At 66.7% G+C, this 25,553-nt stretch carries 22 protein-coding genes and 1 tRNA gene; 11 read left to right on the top strand and 12 right to left on the bottom strand.

The window, feature by feature from the left end:
- Positions 1-114 precede the first annotated feature (114 nt).
- Positions 115-843, bottom strand: a complete 729-nt coding sequence (locus tag ACCQ04_RS07985; protein ID WP_226426482.1) for a hypothetical protein — start codon at positions 841-843, stop codon at positions 115-117.
- Positions 844-1,040: 197 nt separating this feature from the next.
- On the opposite strand from ACCQ04_RS07985, the gene ACCQ04_RS07990 reads away from it, so the two are divergent.
- A complete protein-coding gene (locus ACCQ04_RS07990) occupies positions 1,041-2,129 on the top strand; it encodes a hypothetical protein (RefSeq protein ID WP_104568626.1) in 1,089 nt (362 codons plus the stop codon).
- Positions 2,130-2,280: 151 nt separating this feature from the next.
- Here ACCQ04_RS07990 and hutU read toward each other — a convergent pair whose 3' ends face one another.
- The 4 genes from hutU to hutI all read right to left on the bottom strand — a co-directional run bounded on the left by hutU (position 2,281) and on the right by hutI (position 7,803).
- Positions 2,281-3,948 carry a urocanate hydratase gene (gene hutU, locus ACCQ04_RS07995; protein WP_226426481.1) on the bottom strand — a complete coding sequence of 556 codons (1,668 nt, stop codon included), beginning with the start codon at positions 3,946-3,948 and terminating at the stop codon, positions 2,281-2,283.
- A gap of 16 nt (positions 3,949-3,964) precedes the next feature.
- Positions 3,965-4,825, bottom strand: a complete 861-nt coding sequence (hutG, locus tag ACCQ04_RS08000; RefSeq protein WP_226426480.1) for an N-formylglutamate deformylase — start codon at positions 4,823-4,825, stop codon at positions 3,965-3,967.
- Between the two features lie 217 nt (positions 4,826-5,042).
- Positions 5,043-6,584, bottom strand: a complete 1,542-nt coding sequence (hutH, locus tag ACCQ04_RS08005) for a histidine ammonia-lyase (RefSeq protein ID WP_226426479.1) — start codon at positions 6,582-6,584, stop codon at positions 5,043-5,045.
- 13 nt (positions 6,585-6,597) lie between these two features.
- The gene (gene hutI / locus ACCQ04_RS08010) at positions 6,598-7,803 is read right to left on the bottom strand and encodes an imidazolonepropionase (RefSeq protein WP_226426478.1); all 1,206 of its coding nucleotides are present in this window, start codon (positions 7,801-7,803) and stop codon (positions 6,598-6,600) included.
- A 60-nt stretch (positions 7,804-7,863) separates the two neighbouring features.
- Between hutI and ACCQ04_RS08015 the strand changes: the two genes are divergently transcribed.
- Both ACCQ04_RS08015 and hutC read left to right on the top strand, forming a co-directional pair.
- On the top strand, positions 7,864-9,234 hold the full coding sequence (locus ACCQ04_RS08015; protein WP_226426477.1) for a formimidoylglutamate deiminase: 1,371 nt from the start codon (positions 7,864-7,866) through the stop codon (positions 9,232-9,234).
- Positions 9,235-9,238: 4 nt separating this feature from the next.
- The gene (gene hutC, locus ACCQ04_RS08020; RefSeq protein ID WP_186810971.1) at positions 9,239-10,012 is read left to right on the top strand and encodes a histidine utilization transcriptional repressor HutC; all 774 of its coding nucleotides are present in this window, start codon (positions 9,239-9,241) and stop codon (positions 10,010-10,012) included.
- A 41-nt stretch (positions 10,013-10,053) separates the two neighbouring features.
- Here the strand turns inward: hutC and ACCQ04_RS08025 are convergent, their stop codons facing one another.
- The 3 genes from ACCQ04_RS08025 to ACCQ04_RS08035 form a co-directional block, all read right to left on the bottom strand.
- Positions 10,054-11,058 carry a restriction endonuclease gene (locus ACCQ04_RS08025; protein WP_181142312.1) on the bottom strand — a complete coding sequence of 335 codons (1,005 nt, stop codon included), beginning with the start codon at positions 11,056-11,058 and terminating at the stop codon, positions 10,054-10,056.
- Between the two features lie 232 nt (positions 11,059-11,290).
- Entirely contained in the window at positions 11,291-11,839 is a 549-nt protein-coding gene (locus tag ACCQ04_RS08030) for a phasin family protein (RefSeq protein WP_372358719.1), read from the bottom strand.
- Positions 11,840-12,021: 182 nt separating this feature from the next.
- The gene (locus tag ACCQ04_RS08035; RefSeq protein ID WP_054592843.1) at positions 12,022-12,297 is read right to left on the bottom strand and encodes a polyhydroxyalkanoic acid system family protein; all 276 of its coding nucleotides are present in this window, start codon (positions 12,295-12,297) and stop codon (positions 12,022-12,024) included.
- 173 nt (positions 12,298-12,470) lie between these two features.
- Here ACCQ04_RS08035 and ACCQ04_RS08040 point away from each other — a divergent pair, with 173 nt between their 5' ends.
- A complete protein-coding gene (locus ACCQ04_RS08040; protein ID WP_065032371.1) occupies positions 12,471-13,280 on the top strand; it encodes an FHA domain-containing protein in 810 nt (269 codons plus the stop codon).
- Here the strand turns inward: ACCQ04_RS08040 and msrQ are convergent.
- Both msrQ and msrP read right to left on the bottom strand, forming a co-directional pair.
- Positions 13,222-13,878, bottom strand: a complete 657-nt coding sequence (msrQ, locus tag ACCQ04_RS08045; protein ID WP_065032370.1) for a protein-methionine-sulfoxide reductase heme-binding subunit MsrQ — start codon at positions 13,876-13,878, stop codon at positions 13,222-13,224. The two genes, ACCQ04_RS08040 and msrQ, sit on opposite strands and share 59 nt — an antisense overlap.
- 130 nt (positions 13,879-14,008) lie before the next feature.
- Positions 14,009-14,977 (bottom strand): protein-methionine-sulfoxide reductase catalytic subunit MsrP, encoded by a 969-nt coding sequence (msrP, locus tag ACCQ04_RS08050; protein WP_024940184.1) that lies wholly within the window; start codon positions 14,975-14,977, stop codon positions 14,009-14,011.
- A 178-nt stretch (positions 14,978-15,155) separates the two neighbouring features.
- On the opposite strand from msrP, the gene serC reads away from it, so the two are divergent.
- From serC to aroA, 3 genes are all read left to right on the top strand, one after another.
- Positions 15,156-16,241, top strand: coding sequence for a phosphoserine transaminase (serC, locus tag ACCQ04_RS08055; RefSeq protein WP_184434198.1), 1,086 nt, complete (start codon positions 15,156-15,158; stop codon positions 16,239-16,241).
- A gap of 67 nt (positions 16,242-16,308) precedes the next feature.
- Complete coding sequence (gene pheA, locus ACCQ04_RS08060) at positions 16,309-17,511, top strand: prephenate dehydratase (RefSeq protein ID WP_102253914.1); 1,203 nt, start codon at positions 16,309-16,311, stop codon at positions 17,509-17,511.
- 127 nt (positions 17,512-17,638) lie between these two features.
- Complete coding sequence (gene aroA, locus ACCQ04_RS08065; RefSeq protein WP_226426475.1) at positions 17,639-18,952, top strand: 3-phosphoshikimate 1-carboxyvinyltransferase; 1,314 nt, start codon at positions 17,639-17,641, stop codon at positions 18,950-18,952.
- 172 nt (positions 18,953-19,124) lie between these two features.
- On the opposite strand, the gene ACCQ04_RS08070 is transcribed toward aroA, so the two are convergent.
- Positions 19,125-19,592 (bottom strand): energy transducer TonB, encoded by a 468-nt coding sequence (locus ACCQ04_RS08070; protein ID WP_226427116.1) that lies wholly within the window; start codon positions 19,590-19,592, stop codon positions 19,125-19,127.
- 349 nt (positions 19,593-19,941) lie between these two features.
- On the bottom strand, positions 19,942-20,604 hold the full coding sequence (locus ACCQ04_RS08075; protein ID WP_053054371.1) for an energy transducer TonB: 663 nt from the start codon (positions 20,602-20,604) through the stop codon (positions 19,942-19,944).
- A 111-nt stretch (positions 20,605-20,715) separates the two neighbouring features.
- Here ACCQ04_RS08075 and serS point away from each other — a divergent pair, with 111 nt between their 5' ends.
- From serS to ACCQ04_RS08095, 4 genes are all read left to right on the top strand, one after another.
- Positions 20,716-21,996, top strand: a complete 1,281-nt coding sequence (gene serS, locus ACCQ04_RS08080; protein ID WP_039520688.1) for a serine--tRNA ligase — start codon at positions 20,716-20,718, stop codon at positions 21,994-21,996.
- A gap of 502 nt (positions 21,997-22,498) precedes the next feature.
- A complete protein-coding gene (locus ACCQ04_RS08085) occupies positions 22,499-23,515 on the top strand; it encodes a LysR family transcriptional regulator (RefSeq protein ID WP_016903391.1) in 1,017 nt (338 codons plus the stop codon).
- A 337-nt stretch (positions 23,516-23,852) separates the two neighbouring features.
- A tRNA-Ser gene (locus tag ACCQ04_RS08090) sits at positions 23,853-23,942 on the top strand.
- 83 nt (positions 23,943-24,025) lie between these two features.
- A complete protein-coding gene (locus ACCQ04_RS08095) occupies positions 24,026-25,552 on the top strand; it encodes a DUF6538 domain-containing protein (protein ID WP_372358720.1) in 1,527 nt (508 codons plus the stop codon).
- Position 25,553: the final 1 nt, after the last annotated feature.

The raw sequence follows: 25,553 nt of genomic DNA on the forward strand, positions 1-25,553 counted from the left end.
CATGCATCTACCTGTTGACCCAACAGAACCCCGCACCCACGCTCTTACGATTCCCGATTCCCGATTCCCGATTCCCGATTCCCGATTCCCGATTCCCGATTCCCGATTCCCAACTCACCCAACGTTAGCCGCAACCGCATCCTCAATCACCGCATCACGCACATCCTGCGCCAGCGTCGCCTTGACGATGATCGAGCGGATGGCATCGGTGGCATCCGACAGCGGCACATCGCTGCTCAGCCGCTGGAAGGTGTCGCGGCTGTTGTAGCCGGACCCGTCCTTCAGATAGTGGTCGTACATCGACAACAGGTCCTGGCAGGCGGTGATCAGCGCCGCGACGTTGCCGCGCAACAGGGCATAGCCGATCTGGTCGAAGCTGTGCAGGCAATCGGCCAGCCAATGCAGGTCGTAACGGGCGGTGGCCGGTTCCGGCGCGGTGTGGCCGCGGCTGTAGGCGCTGTAGCGGCGCAGGCTGCGTGCCACCCGTGCGACGTGCGCGAACAACGTGCCGATCTCGTTGGCGATATCCAGCCGCTGCACCATCACCATCGGAATCACCTGGCTGTCGGCAGCCGGCGCCTGTTCGGCGGCCGTCTGTTCCTGCTGCTCCAGCGATTGCTTGAGGACGGTGTAGCTGCGCTGCAGCGATTCCAGCTCCAGCACGCTGGCGGCCGCACGCGCCTTCGCCTGCGAGAGCGCGGCCTGGTAGCGGGCAAGGCTGTCCTGGGTGCTGGCGAGCTGGCCGGATTCGGCGCGCAGCTGCCGGCCACGCACGAACGCCAGCACGGTGGCAATCAGCGCCCAGAGCGCGAATGCAGGCACCAGGTAGATCAAGATGCCCATGGAGAGTCCTCGAAACGTTGCATACCTTGTCGGCCTGCACGCGGCGGACTTGAGGGCAATCGCCGAGAATGTGATGGGCAACGATGTCCTCGCTTGCAACCCGACGCCGGAAGCTGTCGCGCCCCCTGACCAAAGGCACGTGGCGGGCGGTATCCCGGCATGCTCGAATCAGCGCACCCGCCAGCCCGGAGCCTTGAATGCGCAGATGGATCGATCGCTGGCCGCCAACGCTGCGGCGCGTCCGCTCAGCCGGACTGATCTGGGTCGTGATGTGTGCCACCGTGCAGGCCGCGCCGGCCATGCCGTCATCGGCACCCGTGCAGGTGGATTACAGCGAGGCCACGGACCTGTTCAACCTGCTGGATAACCTGTCGGACTGGTTGCCGGGCTATACGGCGCCCGTGTATCGCAGCTATTTCGAAACCCATGGCGGGCTGGACCCGGCCGATCGTGCAGCGCTTGTGGCCTACGCAGATTTCCGTCGGCGCACCTCGGGGCTGGCAAAGGACGACGATCCGGAGGTGCTCGACCGTGTGTTTGCGCCAGATGCCACCCGTGAGGTAGATCCTTTCTCCCGGCATTTCCTCGGGAATGCGGGATTCGAGGCCTCAGCGGACGCCGCCATTGCCGAGCAGTCGGCAGACGACCAGGCGATGTTACGCGCGTATTTTGCCCGCTTCGTTCCGCGCGCCAGGCACCTGGTCGCCGTTGCACCGCGTTTCGAGCAACAGGCGCGCGAGCTGGGCGAGGAACTGTCCAAGCCCGCCGTCTCGCGGTTGGCAGCGCAGATGCGGGCGTTCTTTGCAGTGCCGGAGCCTGCGGTATTCCAGGCAACATTCGTCTGGTGGCCGGAGCCGGACACCACCCAGGCCAAGGTGCGCGGACGCACGATGCTGCTGTATTCGCAGCATGATGCGCGTACCGGCACGGCCTCGATGGACTGGGCGCCGATCGTGTTGCATGAATTGAGTCACTACCTGTCTGCGGGGCAGCCATCGGCGCGCAAACGCATGCTCGCTGCCAACTTCGTGCGGCTGTGTCCGGGTGCGGCCACCTTGCGTAACCCGCTCAACGCGCTGGAAGAGCCGTTGGCGATCTACTGGGGACAGTATCGCTTCGAGCAGGCGGTGCGCGGGCGTTCGCTGCCGCCGTCGTCGCAGTGGTACATCCAGGCGGACGCCGATCGCGCGGCGAAGGCGATCGCAGCCGCCTATCCAGCAAGCGGGGCGGCACCGGTGCTCGATGACAGCGCATTGCTGGCCGCTGCTGCATCGGCCTGCAAGTAGACCGTGATGGAGCTGGAAGCCGCCGGCAGAACGCGGCGGATCGTCGTCGCCTGCTGCGGATGGTGCGCTCACAACCGGTGATCTCCGCGTGCTGCATGCCGACCACATACGGCGTGCACGCGGTCGGCGAAACAGCCGGGGCCGAGAATCCTCAGCCGAGAATGCCCGGCAAATCCAGGCCTTTTTGCTTCGCGCAGTCGGTGGCGATGGCGTAGCCGGCATCGGCGTGGCGCATCACGCCGGTGGCCGGGTCGTTCCAGAGCACGCGCTCCAGGCGTCTGTCGGCTGCCTCGCTGCCGTCGCAGACGATGACCATGCCGGCGTGCTGCGAGAAGCCCATGCCGACGCCGCCGCCGTGATGCAGCGACACCCAGGTCGCGCCGGACGCGGTGTTGAGCAAGGCGTTGAGCAGCGGCCAGTCGGAGACCGCATCCGAACCGTCGGCCATGGCTTCGGTTTCGCGGTTGGGCGAGGCGACGCTGCCCGAATCCAGATGATCGCGGCCGATCACCACCGGCGCCTTCAATTCACCGCTGCGCACCATCGCATTGAAGGCCAGGCCGAGCCGATGGCGGTCGCCCAGACCGACCCAGCAGATCCGCGCAGGCAGGCCCTGGAAGGCAATCTTTTCGGCAGCCATGTCCAGCCAGCGGTGCAGATGCGCATCGTCGGGAATGAGCTCCTTGACCTTGGCATCGGTCTTGGCGATGTCGTCCGGATCGCCACTGAGCGCGACCCAGCGGAACGGGCCGATGCCACGGCAGAACAGCGGCCGGATATAGGCGGGCACGAAGCCGGGGAAGTCGAACGCATTGTCGACGCCGGCCTCCAGCGCCATCTGGCGCAGGTTGTTGCCGTAATCCACGGTGGGCACGCCGAGTGCGTGGAAGGTGAGCATGGCGCGGATGTGGTTGGCCATCGAGTCGCGCGCGGCCGCTTCCACCGCCTTCGGCGCGCTCACGCGTTTCGCGTCCCATTCCTCCACCGTCCAGCCCTGCGGCAGGTAGCCGTTGATCGGGTCGTGCGCGGAGGTCTGGTCGGTCAGCAGGTCCGGCTTGACCCCGCGTAGCAGCAGCTCGTCCAGCACGTCTGCGACATTGCCGAGCAGGCCGACCGACAGCGGCTTCTTCGCCGTGCACGATTCCTCGATCAGGCGCAGCGCTTCGTCCAGGTCGTCGGTCCAGGTGTCCAGGTAGCCGGTGCGCAGGCGCATGTCGATGCTGGAACGGCGGCATTCCACCGCCAGGCACGAGGCGCCGGCCATCACCGCGGCCAGCGGCTGCGCGCCGCCCATGCCGCCCAGGCCACCGGTGAACAGCCACTTGCCGGCCAGGCTGCCGCCGTAATGCTGGCGGCCCATTTCCACGAAGGTTTCGTAGGTGCCTTGCACGATGCCTTGCGCGCCGATGTAGATCCAGCTGCCGGCGGTCATCTGGCCGTACATCGCCAGACCCTTGCGATCGAGTTCGTTGAAATGCTCCCAGCTGGCCCAGCGCGGCACCAGGTTGGAGTTGGCGATCAGCACGCGCGGCGCATCGGCATGCGTGCGGAACACCCCGACCGGCTTGCCGGACTGCACCAGCAGGGTCTGGTCGTCGTCCAGGCGCGTCAGCGCGGCGACGATCCCATCGAAGGATTCCCAGTCGCGCGCGGCGCGGCCGATCCCGCCATAGACCACCAGTTCCTGCGGACGCTCGGCCACGTCCGGGTCCAGGTTGTTCATCAGCATGCGCAGCGGCGCTTCGGTGAGCCAGCTTTTTGCGGTAAGCGTGGTGCCGGTGGCGGCGCGGATGACGCGGGTTGCATCGTGACGGGTCATGCCGGTTTCCTTGCAATCAACGGTGCGCCGCAGGCGGCGTGGTGGCGGAGGAGTGAGCGGTGGTATTGGCAAACTGCAGGCAGGCCAGCAGCACGTGACGCAGCACTGCGCGTAGTGCGACCGCATGCGCGGGGAGCCAGGGCGTGGGCCAGTTCTGCGGGGTGATGGTGTCCGGCTCGCGCATGTAGCCGCGGCACGCCAGCTCCATCTGCAGCGTATGCACGCCATGCCCTGGCTGCGCATAGTGGCGTGTGATCCAGCCGCCCTTGAAGCGCCCGTTGCGCACGGTGCTCGAGCCGCTGCTGCGGCATAGCTGCTCCACGGCATCGGCCAGGGCCGGATCGCAACTGCGGTCGTCGTTGCTGCCGATGTTGAACTGCGGCAGCTCGCCATCGAACAGATGCGGAATATGCGAGCGGATCGAATGCGCGTCGTAGACCACGATGCTGGCGTGCTGCGTGCGCAGGCGCGCGATCTCGGCAGCGAGCGCAGCGTGATAGGGGTCGAACCACTGCGTGCGGCGCCGGGCGATCTGCGCTTGGTCGGGTTCTGCGCCGTCGGCATACAGCGGCTGGTTGTCGAAGGTGGTCAGCGGGCACAGGCCGGTGGTGTTCTGGCCCGGGTACAGGGACGCTCCGCTGGGATCGCGGTTGACGTCGATCACCGAGCGCGAGATCGCGGTGCGCACGGTGGTGGCGCCGAGCGATTGCGCGAAGTCGTACAGCTGATGCACCCACCAATCGGCATCGCGGCGTGCCAACCAGGGCGAGACGAACTGGTCGACCATCTCCTCGGGCAGCTCGGTGCCGGTATGCGGGAAGCTGAGGATCAGCGGCGCATCGCCGCGGTGGATCTCGAGCCAGGGCAGGGCACTCATCGCGGTGCGCCTTGTGCTGGTGCGATCGTCAGGACGCGACGATGTCGTGCCTGCATCCGGCCGGCGCGCACCACGGCCTGACGCGCAAGCAGTCCGCGCGCGCGTATCGGCCGCAGTGCATGTTCGTCGCGCAGATGCGCGCTCGGCAGTGACGCGAGACCTTGCACGCGCGGACACCACGCTGCCGAGCTCATTCCAGCGGCTGCGAGGTGGCGCGTCATGCGTGCTGCTCCACGCCTGGCAAGGCGATGGCGACCGCCTGCGCGAGCGCGCCCGAACGCACCAACGCACTGGCCGCCAGCATGTCGGGATGGAAATAGCGGTCGTCCTGCAGGGTCGGCACCTGCGCGCGCAGCAGGGCGCGCGCGGCTTCCAGCGCGGCGCTGGAGCGCAGCGGCGCATGGAAGTCGCAGCCTTGCACGGCCGCCAGCAATTCGATGCCGATCACGTGCGCGGCGTTCTCGGTCATCGCCAGCAGACGCCGCGCGCCATGCGCGGCCATCGACACATGATCTTCCTGATTGGCCGAGGTCGGGATCGAATCGACACTGGCCGGATACGCACGCTGCTTGTTTTCCGACACCAGGGCCGCAGCGGTGACCTGCGGAATCATGAAGCCGGAATTCAGGCCCGGGCGCGGGGTGAGGAACGCCGGCAGGCCCGACAAGGCCGGGTCAACCAGCATCGCGGTGCGGCGTTCGCTGATCGAGCCGATTTCGCAGACCGCCATCGCCAGCATGTCGGCCGCGAAGGCCACCGGCTCGGCGTGGAAGTTGCCGCCGGACAACGCCTCGCCGGTATCGCTGAACACCAGCGGGTTATCCGAGACGCCATTGGCCTCGATCTCCAACGTGCGTGCGGCCTGACGCATGATGTCCAGCGCCGCGCCCATCACCTGCGGCTGGCAGCGCAGGCAGTACGGATCCTGCACACGCACATCGCCGAGCCGGTGCGATTCGCGGATGCTCGAATCGGCCATCAGCGCGCGCAGCGCGGCAGCGGTGGCGATCTGCCCCGGTTGGCCACGCAAGGCATGGATGCGCGCATCGAACGGCGTGTCCGAGCCCTTGGCCGCTTCCACCGACAGCGCGCCGGTGACCAACGCGGCCTGCAGCACGGTTTCGATCTCGAACAGGCCGGCCAAGGCGCAGGCGGTGGAGAACTGGGTGCCGTTGAGCAGCGCCAGGCCTTCCTTGGCGCCCAGCACGCGTGGCTGCAGCTGCGCTTGCGCCAGAGCGTCGGCGGCAGGCAGGCGTTGCCCGCCGACGAAGGCTTCGCCGACGCCGATCATCACCGCGGCCAGGTGCGACAGCGGTGCCAGATCGCCGGAGGCACCGACCGAGCCCTGGCACGGCACCACCGGCGTGATGCCCTGGCGCAGCATCGCGTCCAGCAACGCCAGCGTCTGCGGCTGCACGCCCGAGGCACCCTGGGCCAGGCTGGTGAGCTTGAGCGCCATCATCAGCCGCACCACCGGCACCGGCGTGGGCTCGCCGACCCCGGCGGCGTGCGAGAGCACGATATTGCGCTGCAGGGTCTGCAGGTCCTCGCGCTCGATGCGCACGCTGGCCAGCTTGCCGAAGCCGGTATTGACGCCATACACCGGCTCGCCGCGCGCCACGATGGCCTCCACCGTCTGCGCGCTGCGCAGGACCGCGGCCGCGCAAGCGTCGTCCAGCACGACGTCGGCGCCGCGATACAGCGCACGCCACTGCGCCAGCGTGACCTGGCCGGGCTGCAAGACAATAGAAGCACTCATGACGACTCCGGATTCAGCAGGAATGCCCGCGCCAGACGCGGGCATGAAGAGGGTTGAAGCCCATGCGGTAGACCAGGTCGGCCGGCGCATCGATGTCCCAGATCGCCAGGTCGCAGTGCAGGCCGGCGCGCAGCCGGCCCAGTCGCTCGCCGCGCCCGAGTGCGCGTGCGGCTTCGCGGGTGAACCCGGCGATGCACTCGTCCACGGTCATGCGGAACAGCGTGGCGGCCATGTTCATCGCCAGCAGTGGGCTGGTCAGCGGCGAGGTGCCCGGGTTGCAGTCGGTGGCCAGGGCCAGCGGCACGCCGGCGGCGCGCAACGCCGCGATCGGTGGCAGCTGGGTGTCGCGGGTGAAATAGAACGCGCCCGGCAACAGCACCGCGACGGTGCCGGCGCCGGCCATTGCGGCAATGCCGGCGTCATCCAGGTATTCGATGTGATCGGCCGACAACGCGCCATGGCGTGCGGCCAGTTGCGCGCCATGCTGATTGCTCAGTTGCTCGGCATGGATCTTGATGTCCAGGCCATGTGCCTGCGCGGCACGGAAGACCTGTTCGGCCTGCGCGGGCGAGAACGCCAGATGCTCGCAGAACACGTCCACCGCCTCGGCAAGCCCTTGCGCGGCGATCGCCGGAATCATCTGCGTGCAGACGGCGTCGATATAGCTCTGCGCATCGCCGCCCGGCGGCACCGCATGCGCACCGAGGAAGGTCGGCACCACTTCGACCTTGCGCAGTGCCGCGAGCTGGCGTGCCACGCGCAGCTGCTTGGTTTCGTCCTCCAGCGTCAGCCCGTAGCCGGATTTGATTTCCAGCGTGGTCACGCCTTCGGCGAGCATGGCGTCCAGGCGCGGCAGGCTGGCGGCCAGCAGCGCTGCGTCGTCGGCAGCGCGGGTGGCGCGCACCGTGGCCACGATGCCACCGCCGGCTGCGGCAATCTCGGCATAACTGGCACCGCGCAGGCGTTGCTCGAATTCGTTGGCGCGATTGCCTGCATACACCAGATGGGTATGGCAATCGATCAGGCCGGGGCTGATCCAGCGGCGCCGGCAATCGTGCGCAACGTACGGCGTCAGCGCCGGGGCCTGCGCGGCCGGGCCGGCGTAGGTGATGCGGCCGTCCTGGCAGGCCAGAACGCCATCGTCCACGATGCCCAGGCCACCATCGGCTGCGTCCAGGGTCATCAGCTGTGCGTTGTGCCAGAGGACGTCGCAATGCATGGCGCAGGCTCGTGGTGTCTGATATGTATATACAATAGAACCGGCAATCGAGGGTGTCCAGTGGCAGACCAACAGGTGCAGGCGTTGTGGGCGGCGCGGGCTCTCCTGCCCGATGGCTGGGCGGGCGACGTGCGGATCACGCTGGCGCAGGGGCGCATCGCCTTGGTGCAGCCCGGCACCGCACCCGCTGCCGGCGACAGCCGGGTCGAGCGGCTGCTGCCCGGGCTGGGCAACCTGCATAGCCACGCATTCCAGCGCGGCATGGCCGGGCTGACCGAAGTGGGCGGGCGCAGCGGCGACAGTTTCTGGAGCTGGCGCGAGTTGATGTACCGCTTCGTCGACCGACTCGATCCGGACAGCCTGCAGGCGATCGCCGAACAGGCCTATGTGGAAATGCTCGAAAGCGGCTTCACCCGCGTCGGCGAATTCCATTACCTGCACCACAGCCCCGGTGGCGCGGCGTATGCGCAGGCCGGCGAAATGTCCGGGCGCATCGCTGCTGCCGCCGCCAACACCGGCATCGGGCTGACGCTGTTGCCGGTGTTCTATGCGCATGCGGATTTCGGTGGCGTCGCGCCCAGCGCAGCGCAGCGTCGTTTGATCCACGACCTCGACGGTTTCGCGCGGTTGCTGGACGACTGCAAGGGCAGCCTGAAACCATTGCCGGATGGCGTGCTCGGGCTGGCGCCACACAGCCTGCGCGCGGTCACGCCGGAGCAGTTGGCGGCGTTGGTGCCGCTCACCGATGGCCCGATCCATATCCATATCGCCGAGCAGCAGCGCGAGGTCCAGGCCTGCCTGGCCTGGTCCGGCCAGCGCCCGCTGCAGTGGCTGCTGGCCAACACGCCGGTGGATGCGCGCTGGTGCCTGGTGCATGCCACGCATGTGGACGCGAGCGAGCTGCAGGGTATCGTCGGCAGCGGCGCGGTGGTCGGGCTGTGCCCGATTACCGAGGCGAATCTGGGCGACGGCCTGTTCCCGATGCAGGCATTTGCCGCTGCGGGCGGGCGCTTTGGTGTCGGCTCGGATTCGAATGTGTTGATCGACGCGGCCGAAGAACTGCGCCTGCTCGAATACGGCCAGCGTCTGCAGCTGCAGGCACGCAATGTGCTGGCGCAGGCGGGCGCCTCCAGCGGGCGTTGGTTGTTCGAGCAGGCGGGCGAGGGTGCGGCGCAGGCCCTGGGCACTGCGCGCAGCGGCATCCGGGTCGGCGCATCGGCCGATCTGCTCGAACTGGACCCGACGCATCCGGCGCTGCTGGCGCGCAACGACGACGCGCTGCTGGACAGTTGGCTGTTCGCCGCGCGCGGCGGTGCGGTGCGCACCGTCTGGCGCGCCGGGCAACCGGTGGTGCGCGACGGGCGCCATGTGGATCGCGCGCGGATTGCCGCGCGTTTTGCCGGGGTTCTGCGATCGCTGCTGAGCAGATGAGTGGATGCGCGCACAATGCGGGTCTGACCGGAGACCTGTTTTGACCGCCACCCCCACCGCCGCGCCCGGCACCCTGCATCAACGCATCCGGCAGGATCTGGAACGCCGCATCCACAGTGGCGACTGGCCGCCCGGTCACCGGGTGCCGCCCGAGCACGAGCTGATGGCGCAATACGGCTGTTCGCGCATGACCGTGAACAAGGTACTCGGCCTGCTTGCCGATGCCGGCATGATCGAACGCCGGCGCCGCACCGGCTCGTTCGTGGCGCGCCCGCATCCGCATCTGGAGCAGGTCGCGTTGTCGATCCCCGACATCGAAGTGGAGATGACCGCGCGCGGCCACCTCTACCGGTTCGCGCTGTTGTCGCGCCGACTGCGCAGCCCGCGCCTGCGCGTGCCGCAGGAGCGGGCCCTGGGCAGCAGCGGCAAGGTGCTGGCGCTGGAAAGCGTGCACCTGGCAGACGGCAGTCCGTTCGCGCTGGAGCAGCGGGTGATCGACATCACCACCGTGCCCGAGGCATTGCTGCAGCCGTTCACCGACGTGGCGCCGGGCAGTTGGTTGTTGCGCAACGTGCCGTGGACGCGCGCCGAACACCGCATCAGTGCCGTCAGTGCGGACGCCGCGCAAGCCGAACGCCTGCAGGTGGACGATGGCGCGGCCTGTCTGGTCATCGATCGCCACACCTGGCGCGGAGACCAGCCGGTCACCTATGTGCGTCAGCTGTTCCTGGGCGGATCCTACGACCTGGTGGCACGGTTCGCACCGGGAATGCGCTGAGCCTCAAGCCTCGCGCGCAGGCGCATGGGGCGATGCATGAATCAGATCGTCGTGCACTGCCGCCAGCGCACCGCTTCGTCCACGCCGGGGCGTGGATTGAGTTGCACGCGCACGGTGCGCAGGTAGGGATAGCGCTGCAGTTCGCGGCAGATCAACGGCCACGCCGCCGCATCGTCAACCGAGCGATCCACCGCCAGCGTTGCCTGGGTGATCCAGATGCCGCGCACCAGGCCGGGCGTCTGTGCCAGCGCCTTGGACACCTCGCGCTGATAGCCCTGCATGGTTGCCGCATCCGGTTCGGCATCGCCTGCCAGTGGCGTCGATGCAGGCGGCGCCGCTGATGGCGGCGCGGCCTGCGGCGAGCTTGTGCCCTGCTGTGGGGGTGTTGCGGCGACCGCTGCGGCAGCGCCTGGGGCGGCCACCACCGCTGCCTGCTGCGCAGGCGCAGGTGGCTGCACCGGTTGCAAGGCCAGCACCGCGACCAGCGCCAGGGTCGCCAGCGCTGCACCGGCAATAAGGCTGTGACGGATCGCGCGACGGCGCGCCATGCCGACCACGCCGGTTTCCACATCGCCCGGCAGATACGGTTTGAGCAAGGGCCACAGGCGCACGCCATCCAGCACTTCGATGGACTGCTTCTCGGCGGCCGCCAGGCCTTCGCGTTCCATGCGGCCCTCGGTCACCATCACGCCGCCGCCCGCGCCGGCCAGCCGCGCCATCGCCCCCAGCTCGTTCACCGCTGCCACGCCGATGCGGTAGCCGCGCCCGTGCTTGCAGGCCACCAGGCGCGTGCCGTGCTCGGTCTGCATCATGAAGTCGGCCGTCGGCAGGCCGTCCTGCGGCACCTGGGTGGGTTGCCAGCCGCGTTGCTCCTGCAGCACGCGCTGCACCACGGCGGAAAAGTCGCGCCAGTGCATCGCCGCCAACGCACGCACGCCCTCGCTGGTTTCGTTGGCACGGCGGCGCACCAGCCACACATACGCACACACTCCCAGCCAGAGCAGCAGGGAAGCCACAAGCGCCACAATCCAGGAAGGCATGAGCATCAAGCGAAGGTATGGAACGTATGACGAAGCGGTACGCCTAGAAGAATCTTTCGCCGCAGATTCGTCAATGGATCGCGAGCGGCGATACCACGCACCGTGATCCAGATAGCGAAAGACCCGCCAGTCCGAAGCCGTGAGGGGAGGGGAGCAAACGGACTTCGTATTACAGGACTGGCGGGTCCTTCCCGATTGTCTAAAAAATCATGCTGCTTTGCAACATTGTCGGGCCGGCTTATTCACCATCGAACGCAGCGCTGCCAGGACTGGAGTTGCCGCTGGTCGAGCCGGTGGTGTCGCTGCTGGCGGCCTGCGCGTCCTGATTGGCGGTGCGGTTGGCGCGCTTGGTCGCGGCGGTATTGGCGCGCACCTGGGCCTTGAGCGATTCCACCTCGCGGCGCAGGTTTTCCAGTTCGTCCTGCTCGGGAATGTTGAGCGTGCGCAGCACGCCCTTGACGCGTTCGTCGAAGGCCTTGCCCAGCTTGTCCCAGCCGCGCACGGCAGTGTCGCGTGCCTGTTCGAACTGGGTTTCCACCTCTTCGCGCAGCTCATCGACGCTTTCGGCCGCCTTGCGCTGGCCGCTGCGCTCGTAGGCTGCGCCTTCGCGCACCAGCGAATCGAACAACTTGCCACCCTCGCTCTGCACCCTTCCCAGCGCACCGAGCCCGGCTAGCCACACCGTCTGTGCCGATTCGCCGAGCCGGCGCGAAATCTGTTCTGCCTGCGCCTGGAAGCCGTGCGCGGCATCGTCGCGCTTGCCGTTCTGATCGTATCCGGTCGTCATGGAATGCTCCTGTGGGTTGCCAAAGTGACGTTGCCTTCACCCTAGTCCCGGCACTGCATCGAGCAGGTGAAACACGTCCAGAGCATCCGCCTGCAATGGGCCGCGCGGGTGACTTGTCGCTGAAGCACCGGTGCGGTCAGGGCATGGCCGGGCGATCAGGCCCGGACCAGCGACACTGCGGCTCAGACGAGTTTTTCGGCCAGCAGGCGACGGATCTCCGATTCCACCATCGGCTGCATCGCCGACAACAGGAAGCCGAGCTCGGCGGTGACATGTACCTGCTGCGGCAGCAGGGTGATCGCCCCATCCACGCCGGCCCGCGCGATGCGCAAGGTATCGCCTTCCCAATGCGAGGCGACGCCATAGCGATCGGTCAACTTGCGCGCCGCCGCGTCGATCGCTGCGCGGGCCTGGGCCGGCGGCAAGGCATGGTCGTGGCGGATATCGATGCTGGACATGGGTTCCATGGGGAAGACGAAAGAAGCGTGCATTGTGCGCATACGCGGGCCAGGCTCCAAGTGCGGCGCGCGTGTGGCCGAGCAGCGACGCACCTCGGTGCCGTACCTGCGTCGGCCGGACGCCGGTCACATTGTTGGCCGCGGCGCGGGGCAAACCTGCTAGGCTGCGGCGGGTGCGCGATCTGCAAGTTCATTTCACCCACCGGCAGCAGCCGGATCATTCCCTCAAGCCCGGCGTCCACCGGATCGTCCGCCATGCCTCCGGCAGTGTGCGGGTGGTTGCCGATGCGCAGGGGGCGCTGCTGTTGGCGCAGTTCTGCCTGGACCAGCGCGGGCTGTGGCTGCAGGTGGCCAACGGGATCCGCGGCATCCATGTCAACGGACGTCCGGTGCGGCGCATGGCGCTGTTGCGCCCCGGCGATGCGATCTACGCCGACGGCGTGGAGATGCTCCTGCGCAGTGCGCCATCGAGCGCGCCGGCCAACGACGTTGCAGACGACGATGCCGGCCTGAGCGAGGTCTGCCTGCTGTTGCGCGGGCTGGGCGGCCGCCATCACGGGCGCAGCTTCACGCTGGACCGCTCACGCCTGGTCGGCAGCGACCCGGCTGCGGACATCGTCATCGACGACCCGGCCTTCGCCGCGCAGCACGCGCGCCTGGAACGTCACGGCGACCGTGTGCTGATCCGCGACCTGGGTTCGGAAGAAGGCAGCTGGATCAACGGCGTGCAGGTGCGCGACGGCTGGCTGCAGGCTGGCGACCAGGTGGTGTTCGATGCCCGCCATCGCTTTGTCGTGGAGGTGCCGCGCACCCATCACGGCACCACCTGGGACCTTCCCGAGTCGGAGCCGTTGCCGCCACCACGCGCGCCCGGCGAACCGGCACGTGCGCCTGTCAAAGTGGCGCGCTGGCCGTGGCTGCTGCTCAGCGCGGTGTTGCTGGCGGCGGCGTTGAGCGCCTTGCTGTGGTTCGGCGCGCGCTGAGTTTCTTCCAGATCCGCCAGCCCAACAGCACCGCCAGAATGCCGGCATATAGCGCCGGTTCGCGGATGTCGGATTTCACCAGCCACCAGAAATGCAGTACCGCCAGCAAGCCGATCGGGTAGATCAGCATGTGCAGGCGGCCCCAGTTGCGCTTGAGCCGCCGCATCCAGCCCTGGGTGGAGGTGATCGCCAGCGGCACCAGCAGCAGCCATGCCGCAAAGCCGACCGTGATGTAGGGGCGCTTGAGGATCTCCTCGAAGATCTGCGTCCAGAAGCCGCGCAGATCCAGGCTCAGGTAGGCCGCCAGATGCACGCTGGCGTAGAAGAATGCGTACAGCCCGAGCATGCGCCGGAATCGGATCAGCGTCGCCTGGCCGGTGAGCTGGCGCAGCGGCGTGATCGCCAGGGTGATCAACAGGAAGCGCAGCGCCCACAGCCCGGTGCGGTGCTCGATTTCGGCCACCGGATCGGCGCCCAGCGCATCGCTGCCGGTTTGCCATACCTGCCAGAACTGCCAGCCGAGCAAGGCGATCGGGGTCAGCGCGGCGACATGCACCAGGGTCTTGGCGGCGATCAGGGATGCGGAGGTCTTGGCCATGCGATCTCGATGAAGGAAGCGATGCCGCGCGGGCATCAACATGCATCGTAGGAGCGCACCCGGGCGCGACGGGCATTCCTGGTAACGCCCGTCGCGCCCGGGTGCGCTCCTACGCGGGGGACATCACTGCCTAAAACCACTTCTTCAGGTCCATCCCCGCGTACAGCGAGGCGACCTGGTCCGCATAGCCGTTGAACGGCTTGGTCGCGATGCGCTCGGCGAACAACTTGCTCGCGGTGCCAGCGATCCGGCGCTCGGTCTTCTGGCTCCAGCGTGGGTGATCCACCGCCGGATTGACGTTGGAAAAGAAGCCGTACTCGGACGGCTGCAGATCGTGCCACGCGGTTTCGGGCATCTTCTCGACAAAGCGGATTTCCACGATCGACTTGATGCTTTTGAAGCCGTACTTCCACGGCACCACCAGCCGCAGCGGCGCGCCGTTCTGCTGCGGCAGCGGCTTGCCATACAGGCCGGTGGCCAGCAGGGTCAGTGGATGCATCGCTTCGTCGATGCGCAGGCCCTCGCGGTACGGCCAGTTGATCGAGCGGTAGCGCACGCCCGGCATCTGCTGCGGATCGGCCAGCGTGGTGAATGCCACGTACTTGGCCTTGGAGGTCGGTGCGAAGCGCTTGAGCACCTCGCCGAGCGGCACGCCCGTCCACGGGATCACCATCGACCAGCCTTCCACACAGCGCAGCCGGTAGATGCGTTCCTCCGCGCTGATGCCCTTGAGCAACTCGTCCAGCGACAGACTGCCGGGCTTTTCGCATTCGCCGCTGACCTTCACCGACCACGGCGACAGCTTCAGGGTCTTGGCGGCCTTGGACGGGTCGGTCTTGTCGGTGCCGAACTCGTAGAAGTTGTTGTAGCTGGTGACGTCTTCCAGCCGGGTCAGTTCCTCGGCGGTACGGAAGCCGCTGCGCGCCTGCGCCGGGGTCACCACGGTCTTGGGCGGAGGCGGCGGATCGGCCTCGGCGCAGCCGGCCACGCCCAGCGCCGGGGTCAGCGCAAACAGCTGCAGCAGCCGGCGTCGGTCGCGGTAGACGGCCTCATCGGTGATCTCGCTGGACGGCGTCTTCAAGACATCGCGAAGGGACATGGCTCGCTCCTGACAGTGGCTGCTGATGAGAATACCGGACCATGGTGATGACGCTGCCGATGGCCTACGCAAACCATACGTCGCCATGGGTGAGAAGGATGCACATGCAACTTTTCTGCAACGCTGCCAAGGCCGGTGCGCTGCGGCATACTAGAAGGCTAGCTCGCCAAGGTGTGCCATGACACGCGCGTTCAATTTCAGTGCCGGCCCTGCGACATTGCCGGAATCGGTCCTGCGCCAGGCGCAGGAAGAGATGGTCGAGTGGAACGGCGTCGGCGCCTCGATCGTGGAAATCAGCCACCGCAGCGCCGATTTCATGGCCGTGGCGGCCGCGGCCGAAGCCGATCTGCGCACCCTGTTGTCGATTCCCGACGATTACGCGGTGCTGTTCACTGCCGGTGGCGCCACCACCATCCAGGCGCTGCTGCCGCTGAATTTCGCCGCACCCGGCCAGGCCGCCGACTACGTGATCACCGGCCACTGGGGCAAGACCGCGATCAAGCAGGCGTCCACCTATGTGGATGCGCGCATTGCCGCAGACGGCCAGGCGGGCGGCTTCACCGACATTCCGCCGGTGGCCAGCTGGACCTTGTCGCCGCACTCGGCCTACGTGCACATCACCGCCAACGAAACCATCCACGGCGTCGAGTTCCGCGACACCCCGGCAGTGGGTACCTTGCCGCTGTTTGCCGATTTCAGTTCGTCGATCGCCTCCGAGCCGCTGGATGTGTCGCGCTACGGGCTGATCTATGCCGGCGCGCAGAAGAATCTGGGCCCGGTCGGCATCTCGGTGCTGATCGTGCGGCGCGACCTGCTCGAACGCGCCGGCCAGCCGCGCGCGGACATCTTCAACTACGCCTCGCATGCCGCCCGCGATTCGATGCTCAACACGCCACCGACCTGGAACTGGTATCTGCTCGGACTCACCGTGAAGTGGATGCTGGAGCAGGGCGGGGTGGACGAATTCGCCCGCCGCAACGCCGAGAAGGCAGCGTTGGTGTATGGCGCGATCGATGGTTCCGGCGGGTTCTATCGCAACCTGGTCAAGCCGGCGGTGCGTTCGCGCATGAACATCCCGTTCTTTCTGGCCGACGAGCAGCTGGATGCGTTGTTCGTCAGCGAATCCAAGGCAGCCGGTCTGCTGGCGCTGAAGGGGCACAAGGCGGTCGGCGGCATTCGCGCCTCGCTCTACAACGCGATGCCGGTGGCGGGCGCGCAGGCGCTGGCGAGCTTCATGCACGACTTCCAGCAGCGTCACGGCTGAGTCTTTCATTCGACCGCGGCGCATGCCGCGCAGGCGCATGCGCCGCAATTTCAAGGAATGCCGAGCGATGGCTCCCAAGTCCAGCAAGCCCAGTGCCGCCACCGGCGGCAAGACCAAACCGGCAGGCAAGTCCGCCGCCAAGTCCACGGCCAACGCCTCAGACAAGCGCGCGATCAAGCCGGCCACCGCTGCGCCGGTGCTGGCCGACGTGCGCGCCAAGATCGACGAGATCGACCGCACCATCCAGGCGTTGATCGCCGAACGCGCCAACTTCGCCCATCAGGTCGGCAAGGCCAAGGGCAAGCTCGCCGCAGCGGTGGATTACTACCGGCCCGAGCGCGAGGCGCAGGTACTGCGCATGGTGGTGGACCGCAACGAAGGCCCGCTCAGCGATGAAGTGCTGGTGCACGTGTACCGCGAAATCATGTCCGCGTGCCTGGCCCAGCAGGAGCCGTTGAAGATCGGCTATCTCGGCCCGGAAGGCACCTTCAGCCAGCAGGCGGTGCTCAAGCACTTCGGCCGTTCGGCAGTTGGCCTGCCGATGGCAACCATCGAGGAAGTGTTCCAGGAAGTGGAAGCCGGCAATGCCGATTTCGGCGTGGTGCCGGTGGAAAATTCCGGCCAGGGCACCATCCAGGTCACCCTCGACATGTTCCTGACCTCCAACCTGAAAATCTGCGGCGAAGTCGAACTGCGCGTGCACCAGTACCTGCTCTCGCGCAACGGCCGGCTGGAAGACATCGAGCGCATCTACGCGCATTCGCAGTCGTTTGCGCAGACCGCCGGTTGGCTGCGTTCGCACCTGCCCAAGGTCGAGAAGATCGCCGTCTCCAGCAATGCCGAAGGCGCACGCCGCGCCCGCAATGCCGAGGACGCCGCGGCGATCGGCGGCGAGAGCGCCGCGCATGTGTATGGCTTGAAGAAAGTCATCATGAAGTCGATCGAAGACGACGACGACAACACCACGCGTTTTCTGGTGATCGGCCGGCAGATCTTCCCCACCTCCGGGCATGACCGCACCTCGGTGCTGGTGTTCATCCACGACAAGCCGGGTGCGTTGTTCGACGTGCTCAGCCCGTTCGCGCGGCATGGCATCAGCATGAACCGCATTGAGTCGCGTCCCTCGCACCAGGCCAAGTGGGAATACGGCTTCTTCATCGACCTCGCCGGCCACGTGGAAGACGAGGCGATGAAGCAGGCGCTGGCCGAACTGGAAGCGCACTCGGCGCAGATCAAGGTGCTGGGCTCGTACCCGGTCGCCATTCCCTGAGCGCCGGGCGTCACGCCAGCGCCGTCCTGACAGGCGCGCCGTCACCGGCCGAGGTGACGGCAGCGCCACGACACTCTTCAACGCGCATCGCCGCACAGGGCGATGCCGCAGCAATCGGATCACACGCATGAGCAGCAGCACGCACCACTGGATCGCCCGGCAGGGCAGCGCATTGCAGGGCAGCCTGACCATTCCCGGCGACAAGTCGGTCTCGCACCGCGCGGTGATGTTCGCCGCGCTGGCCGATGGCGTCTCGCAGATCGACGGCTTTCTCGAAGGCGAAGACACGCGCTCTACCGCGGCCATTTTCGCCCAGCTCGGTGTGCGCATCGACACGCCGTCGGCGTCGCAGCGCATCGTGCACGGCGTCGGCGTGGATGGCCTGCAGCCGCCCAGCCAGGCGCTGGACTGTGGCAACGCCGGCACCGGCATGCGTCTGCTTGCCGGCCTGCTGGCCGCGCAGCGTTTCGATAGCGAGTTGGTCGGCGATGCGTCGCTGTCCAAGCGCCCGATGCGGCGCGTGACCGGCCCGCTGGCACAGATGGGCGCGCGCATCGACACCGAGGACGACGGCACCCCGCCGCTGCGTGTGCATGGTGGTCAGGCCTTGCATGGCATTGACTTCGTCTCGCCGGTGGCCAGTGCGCAGGTCAAATCCGCGGTGTTGCTGGCAGGCCTGTATGCGCAGGGAGAGACGTCGGTCAGCGAGCCGCATCCCACCCGCGATTACACCGAGCGCATGTTGTCTGCGTTTGGTGTGGAAATCGATTTCTCGCCCGGCAAGGCGCGGCTACGCGGTGGTCAGCGTCTGCGCGCCACCGATATCGCGGTGCCTGCCGATTTCTCGTCGGCGGCGTTCTTCATCGTGGCAGCCAGCATCATTCCCGGTTCGGACGTGCTGCTGCGTGCGGTGGGCCTGAATCCACGTCGCACCGGGTTGCTGGCGGCACTGCGGCTGATGGGCGCGAATATCGCCGAAGAACGTCATGCCGAACATGGCGGCGAGCCGGTGGCGGATCTGCGCGTGCGCTATGCGCCGCTGCAGGGCGCGCAGATTCCCGAAGCGCTGGTGCCGGACATGATCGACGAATTCCCGGCGCTGTTCGTGGCCGCCGCTGCGGCAACCGGGCAGACGGTGGTCACCGGCGCTGCCGAACTGCGGGTCAAGGAGTCCGACCGCCTTGCAGCCATGGCCACCGGGCTGCGCGCGCTGGGCGTGCGAGTGGACGAAACCCCGGATGGTGCCACCATTCACGGCGGCAGCATCGGCAGCGGCGTGATCGAAAGCCACGGCGACCACCGCATCGCGATGGCGTTTGCCATTGCCGGGCAGCTGTCCACCGGCAGCGTGCGGGTCAATGACGTGGCCAATGTCGCAACCTCGTTCCCGGGCTTCGACAGCCTGGCGCGGGGCGCCGGTTTCGGGCTTGAAACGGCCTGAGTAATGAAACGGCTTCGGTAGGAAAGACGGGCAGTTCTCTTGCTGGTTGAGGACTGCTCTTCGGATGAGGAGCGGTCGACCAAAGGCGTCGTAACGCCTGTCAGTCGACGCTTGGATACCGCATTACAGCCAGCACGGCGCCACTGCGATCCGACTTGGTTGATGATCCCGCTCAGTGCTCGGCGGTGAACTCCACCGGCACCTGCACGCTGCTGACGACGGCGTGGCCATCGCGGCTGGCTGGCTCGAAACGCCACTGACGCAAGCTGTCCATCACCGCTGCATCCAGGCGCGGGTCATTGCTGCCGCTGCGATCGACGATGCTCACATCGCTCACCCGGCCTTGCACGTCCAGCTGCAGTCGCGCGGTGCGGCTGCCTGCGATCCCGGCCTGCGCAATGTCCGACGGGTAGCTCGGCACCGCATTGCCCGGCAGCGGAATCGCTTCTTGGGTGCTGATCGCCGCGCGCGCGGGTTGGTGCGCGATCATGGTCATCGCACGCGGACCCTCCGAGGTCGGCAGGATCTGGCGACTGGCCGCAGGCGCGGGGCGCGTGTCGGTCGCAAACGATTCATCGCTATGGCGGGCCCACCACCAGGTCGGCACCACCACCAGCAACGCCAGCAGGGTCGCCCACAGCCATGGCGAGGCGCCGTCGGCCGCGTCGTCGCCCGCACGGTCTTGCGCATGCACGGGGCGCTGCGGCAGTGCCTGGGTAGGGTGTGACGAAGGATTGGAGATGAAGGACATGGCCGGCCTCCTGGCGCATCTTTGGGATGACGTGACCAGTCTGGTCGGCCTTGCCTGAGGGCCAGCTAAGGCAGGGCGCTCGGGAAGGTTTAAACGGCGGTAGACATTCAGCTTGGTCAAGCCGAGTCAGGGTCTGGTTCGCCCCGCCTTGTCCGGTTAACGCGCAGTGGTGTTCGTCGATTGCGGCAGTCTGGCCGCCGTCGTGTGCGGTGCGCACGACGCGCCGTATCGGCGGGGCTTACTGCGCCGGCTTGAACTCGAACGGGATATCCAGACTGCCGGCAATCGGCTGGCCGTTGCGCTGCGCCGGATGGAAGCGCCAGTGACGCACCGCTTCCATCGCGGCGCGGTCCAGATCGCGCGAGCCGCTGCGTTGCACCAGCGTCACCCCGCCCGGATTGCCCGCCGCGTCCACGTCCACCCGCACCACCACATCGCCGGCATCGCCGCGACGCAGGGCAGCCGCGGGGTAGCGCGGCGGCGGCATCTGGCCCTGCATCGGCACCGGGCGATCTCCGCCTGCAGCCGCCGCGGCGTTTGCCGGTGCGGCGCCCGGCGCGCCGGGAACCGCGTCCTCCGGCAAGGGCGTCGGCGCGGGCGGGGCTGGTGGCGCAGTTTCCACCAGTGTCGGGGTTTCTTCCGGTGGCTTGGCCTGCGGCATGTCACTGGCGCCGTCCTGGGCCGGCAGCGGCGCGGGCAGCGGCTGGATGTTGTCGTCGGCCTGCGCACCTGCAGCCGGTTGCGCCGGCGAGGCCTTATAGAAGTCGTCCTTGCGGCCGGTGGCCCACACCAGCAGGAACAGCAGCAGGCCGGCAACGAAGGCGATACCGGCAATTTTCAGGGTGTGGCGGGGCAGTCGCAGGACAATCTGCCGATCAGACGCAGGGCGGGGCGCGGGCATAGGGCTCACCTGAAGGATCGGGCCAATTCTGGCATAGCGGCGGTGAATCGATCGCAGCAGGTGACGGAACAGGCGATAATCTCGCGCTTCCTACCGACACACAGACTCCCGATGCTAGATCCGGCCCTGCTTCGCCAACATCCCGCCGACCTTGCCGAGCGCCTGCGCAGCACGCGCAGTTTCTCCCTGGACACTGCGGAACTGGAGTCGCTGGAAAGCGAGCGCAAGCGCATCCAGGTGCGTACGCAGGAGCTGCAGAGTCAGCGCAACTCCAAGTCCAAGGCGATCGGGCAGGCCAAGGCCAAGGGCGAGGATGTCACTGCGCTGATGGCCGAAGTGGCCGGTTTCGGCGATGAGCTCAAGGCCTCCGAAGACGCGTTGGAGGTGATTCGCGCCAAGCTGGAGACCATCGCGCTGGGCCTGCCCAATCTGCCGGCCGACGACGTGCCGCAGGGCAAGGACGAGAGCGAGAATGTCGAGCAGTCGCGCTGGGGCACGCCGCGCCAGTTCGACTTCCCGGTCAAAGACCATGTGGAACTCGGTGCACCGCACGGCTGGTTGGACGGCGAGACTGCCGCCAAGCTGTCGGGTGCGCGTTTCACTGTGCTGCGCGGGCCGGTCGCGCGGCTGCACCGCGCGCTGGCGCAATTCATGCTCGACCTGCATGTCGGCGAGCATGGCTATGAAGAAACCAACGTGCCGCTACTGGTCAATGCCGAATCGATGCGCGGCACCGGGCAACTGCCCAAATTCGAGGACGACCTGTTTCAGACCGAAGTGGGCGAGTCGCGCCGCTATCTGATCCCCACCTCGGAAGTGCCGCTGACCAATATCGTGCGCGACGAAATCGTCGATGCCGAGCGTCTGCCATTGCGCATGACCGCGCATTCGATGTGCTTCCGCGCCGAAGCCGGCAGCGGTGGCCGCGACACGCGCGGCATGATCCGCCAGCACCAGTTCGAAAAAGTCGAACTGGTCACCGCCTGCGCACCGGAACACAGCGATGCCGAGCATCAGCGCATGACCCGCTGCGCCGAAGTGGTGCTGGAAAAACTCGGCCTGCCGTATCGCAAGGTGCTGCTGTGCACCGGCGACATGGGCTTCTCGGCGATCAAGACCTACGATCTGGAGGTGTGGCTGCCGTCGCAGGACACCTATCGCGAGATTTCGTCGTGCTCGAACTGCGGCGATTTCCAGGCGCGGCGCATGCAGGCGCGCTGGCGTAACCCGGCCAGCGGCAAGCCGGAGCTGCTGCACACGCTCAACGGCTCCGGCACCGCCGTGGGCCGCGCGATGATCGCGGTGATGGAGAACTACCAAAACGCCGACGGCTCGATCGATGTGCCCGAGGTGCTGCGTCCGTATATGGGCGGGCTCGAGCGGATCGGATAAGAGCGGCCGAGGCACCGGCTGCGCAGCATCCAGGCGGGCGCGGCCGATGCCTGGAATGGGCGTGCATCTTCATGCTCGATGTCGGGCGGGCAGGCAGCCTCGACTGGCGGCTGGCGGCTGGCGGCTGGCGGCTGGCGGCTGGCGACTGCCAGCTCCGGCTCGCTCGTCAGCCTTGTTGAGCGCCGTTGCTGGCGCGGCCGCTCAGCTACCCAAGTTGCGGTGGCGGAGTTGTTAAACATATTGATCAAGAACGGGGCCGTCACTGGCCCCGTTTGCATTTGCATGGTGCACGGCCTGCTGCGGCGCCTGGAAGACCCCGGTGGATCTAGCGAGCGCTACCTGCCGACATCTGTGCCGGGTGCTGGGCGTTGCCTTGGTAGAAAAAGATGAAGCTCCGTGCGCAAGAGTTCGATGGTCTGGCTGCAAGGAACTACATTTCTGATGTATCAGGTCGTTGCTCTGCTGGAATAAAGGTGATTAAATGTCACTTATCGTTCTATCCATGGATGCCTGCGCCATGCACGACCTGAATGACCTGTACTACTTCGCGATGGTGGTGGACCACGGCGGCTTCGCCGCGGCCGAGCGTGCGCTCGGGATCCCCAAGTCGCGCCTGAGCCGCCGTATCAGCCAGCTCGAAACGGATCTTGGTGTGCGCCTGCTGCAGCGCTCCACCCGCCGCTTTGCGGTCACCGACGTCGGCACCAGCGTGCATCGGCACGCGCAGACCATGCTGGCCGAAGCCCAGGCCGCGCGCGAGGTGGTGGATCGTCTCAGTGCCGAGCCGCGCGGTCTTGTACGTGTGAGCGTTCCGGTCTCGCTGGCGCAGATCCAGCTGCCCAAGCTGTTGCCGGAATTCCTGGCCAAGTACCCCAAGGTGCGGCTGCAGCTCAACATCAGCAATCGCCGCGTCGACGTCATCAACGAGGGCTACGACATCGCGCTGCGCGTGCGATCGCGCCTGGACGACGACGGCAGCCTGGTGATGCGCAGCTTTGGCCAGGTGCAGGAGTTGCTGGTGGCCAGCCCCAAATACCTGGACCGCGCCGGGCGTCCCAAGGACCCGAGCGAGCTGGCCAACCACACCACCATGAGCACCAGCGAAGACGAAGCGCACCAGCGCTGGGAACTGCACGGCCCCAACGGCGAGATGCGCCGCGTGGACCTGCAGCCGCGTCTGGCCGGCTTCGATTTCCCGCTGCTGCAGTCGATGGCGCGCGATGGCTTCGGCATCACCATGCTGCCGGAAACCGTGTGCGCCCAGGCAGTGCGCAGCGGCGAGCTGGAAGTGGTACTGCCGCACTGGTCGCTCCCGCAAGGCATCTGCCACGCAGTGTTCGCCTCGCGCCGCGGCCTGCTGCCGGCGGTGCGGGTGTTCATCGACTTCCTGGCCGAGCACCTGCCGCAGGAAATCGAACGTTCGCGCCTGGATTGCGGCGGCAACTGCGCCGAGCTGGCCGAAAAGCTCAAGCGTGCGGCCGCGACCGCACCGCGCCTGGCCGTGGCGGAAGCCGGCTGAGCGCCGTGCCTGTTCGTGGCTGAAGCCGGCCAAGCGCTGTGCCTAGTCGTCGACGTTTTGGTTGTCGACGTCGGCACATCAGCGCTGCGCGGCCTGGCAAGGCCGCGTCGTCGGGAACGCTGCGTACCTGGCAAGCGGAACCCCTTTGCAAAGCCTGGCAGCTCGGCAAGACGCAGCGCTTAGCAAAGCGCGTCCGGGCATGCGAGAATGCGCGCCCGGGAGCAATCCCGGGTCGATGGCGCCGCTCACTGCCGCGTCCATCGACATACGTCACCCGCATCGCGCGTGGCGCAAGCGTGATCACACGACGCCCTCGGCGGTCACGCAAAGCAGCATCGGAGAGATGGCCGAGCGGTTTAAGGCACCGGTCTTGAAAACCGGCGAAGGGTCAAACCTTCCGTGGGTTCGAATCCCACTCTCTCCGCCAGTCACGTCTAAGTTATTGATTTTAATCACTAATTTTTTAGGTGAATTGATTGGAGGCAGGAAGCATGCAGAGGAAAAACTCGCATGCGCATCCCTCATCATTTGAGCCGGTCCTCCACCGGCCGCTGGTCGTTCGTCCAACGTGTGCCCATCGGTTTGCAAACCGTGATGGGCTGCCGGCTTATCAAACGCTCCCTGCAAACGAAGGACTTGGCGCAGGCTCACGTGCGTGCGGTCGTGCTGGGGGCGGGCTATGCTCGGCTCTTCGCACAGTTGAAGGATCAACGCGTGGCCAAGCTCAGCAAGTCGGACGCGGATCTGCTCATTGCTCGACTGACGAGCGCCGAGAATCTTCAAGAGCTCACGTTGAATCGGACGCGTGCTCCTGACGGCAGCGTCACTGAGCAGTGGCAGATCGACAGCCCGAAGGACTTGAAACTGTATCGGCAGCTGATGGAACTGGAAGCGATGGCCGGCGCTGCCTTGCAGGCTAGAGCCCGCCCGGTTGCCGCGCCAACCATTTTTGGCTCACCGCATGCTGGCCCAAGTAGGCAAGCCTCTGCGCCGGCCATCGAAACCATGACTTTGGGCAAAGCCCGTGATGCCTTTCTGGCGACGCTCAAATCCTCGACGCTGCCCAAGACCTACACGATCAAGAAGACGGCCATCGAGGCGTTGGTGGCGTTCCTGGGGCCGACGATGAAGGTCCATGCCATCACCCGGTCGGATTTGGCCCGCTGGTATCAAGACATGCGGGAGAAGGGCGCTTCAACGCCGACGCTCACCAACAAGCAAAGCTACATCGGCGGCAAGGGTGGGTTCTTCGAATGGGCTATGGCGTCAGGCCATTACCCTAGGGGCGACAACCCTGCCTCCGGTCACGTGAGCTACTCACAGCGCGAGAAGAGGGCTCGGAAAAAGCTTGGCTTCAAGGCATACGACCGCGCCCAGATACAGGCGCTTTTCGCACCAGAGGCGCTTGTCAAGATGTCTGAGTCAGGCCGTTGGGCTTCCTTTATCGGGCTCTACACCGGTGCGAGGGCATCGGAGGTCGGCCAGCTCCTCGTCAAGGACGTGTTCGAGGAGGACGGCATCCCTTGCATTCGTATCTCGAATGAAGGCGAGCATCAGAAAGTAAAGACTGAGGTGAGCCTTCGAACGGTGCCGCTCCATCCCGAGCTTCTTAAGATGGGCTTCCTGAATTGGGTCGATGGGAAGCGCAGGGTCGGTGAAACGAGGCTGTTCCCGGCAGCTAAGGCCACGGCAGTCAACGGGCAGGGCAACTGGATCACCAAGGCCTTCAGTCGTCACCTGGCTGAGGTGGGGAAGGGCTGGGAGCCGGCTAAACGCGGCTTTCACTCACTGCGAAAAACGTTCATCCAAGAGCTCCAGGGAGTTGGCGTGGTGTCGGAACTTCGCGCGCAGATCGTCGGCCACGAGCTCGATGATGAGCACCATTCGACTTACAGCCGCGATTTCACCGTCCGGGAAAAGCTGCAAGGTATCGGGGCGCATTCGCCTGGATTAAGCGCAATCGCTGGCCTTTGGGTCTGGCAGGAAACTCACGATGTAAGTCTTGAGTTGCAAGCAAAATCACCATGTGGAGGCTGAT

Source organism: Xanthomonas sp. NCPPB 2866, from assembly GCF_041475745.2.
Taxonomy (GTDB): Bacteria; Pseudomonadota; Gammaproteobacteria; order Xanthomonadales; family Xanthomonadaceae; genus Xanthomonas; species Xanthomonas arboricola.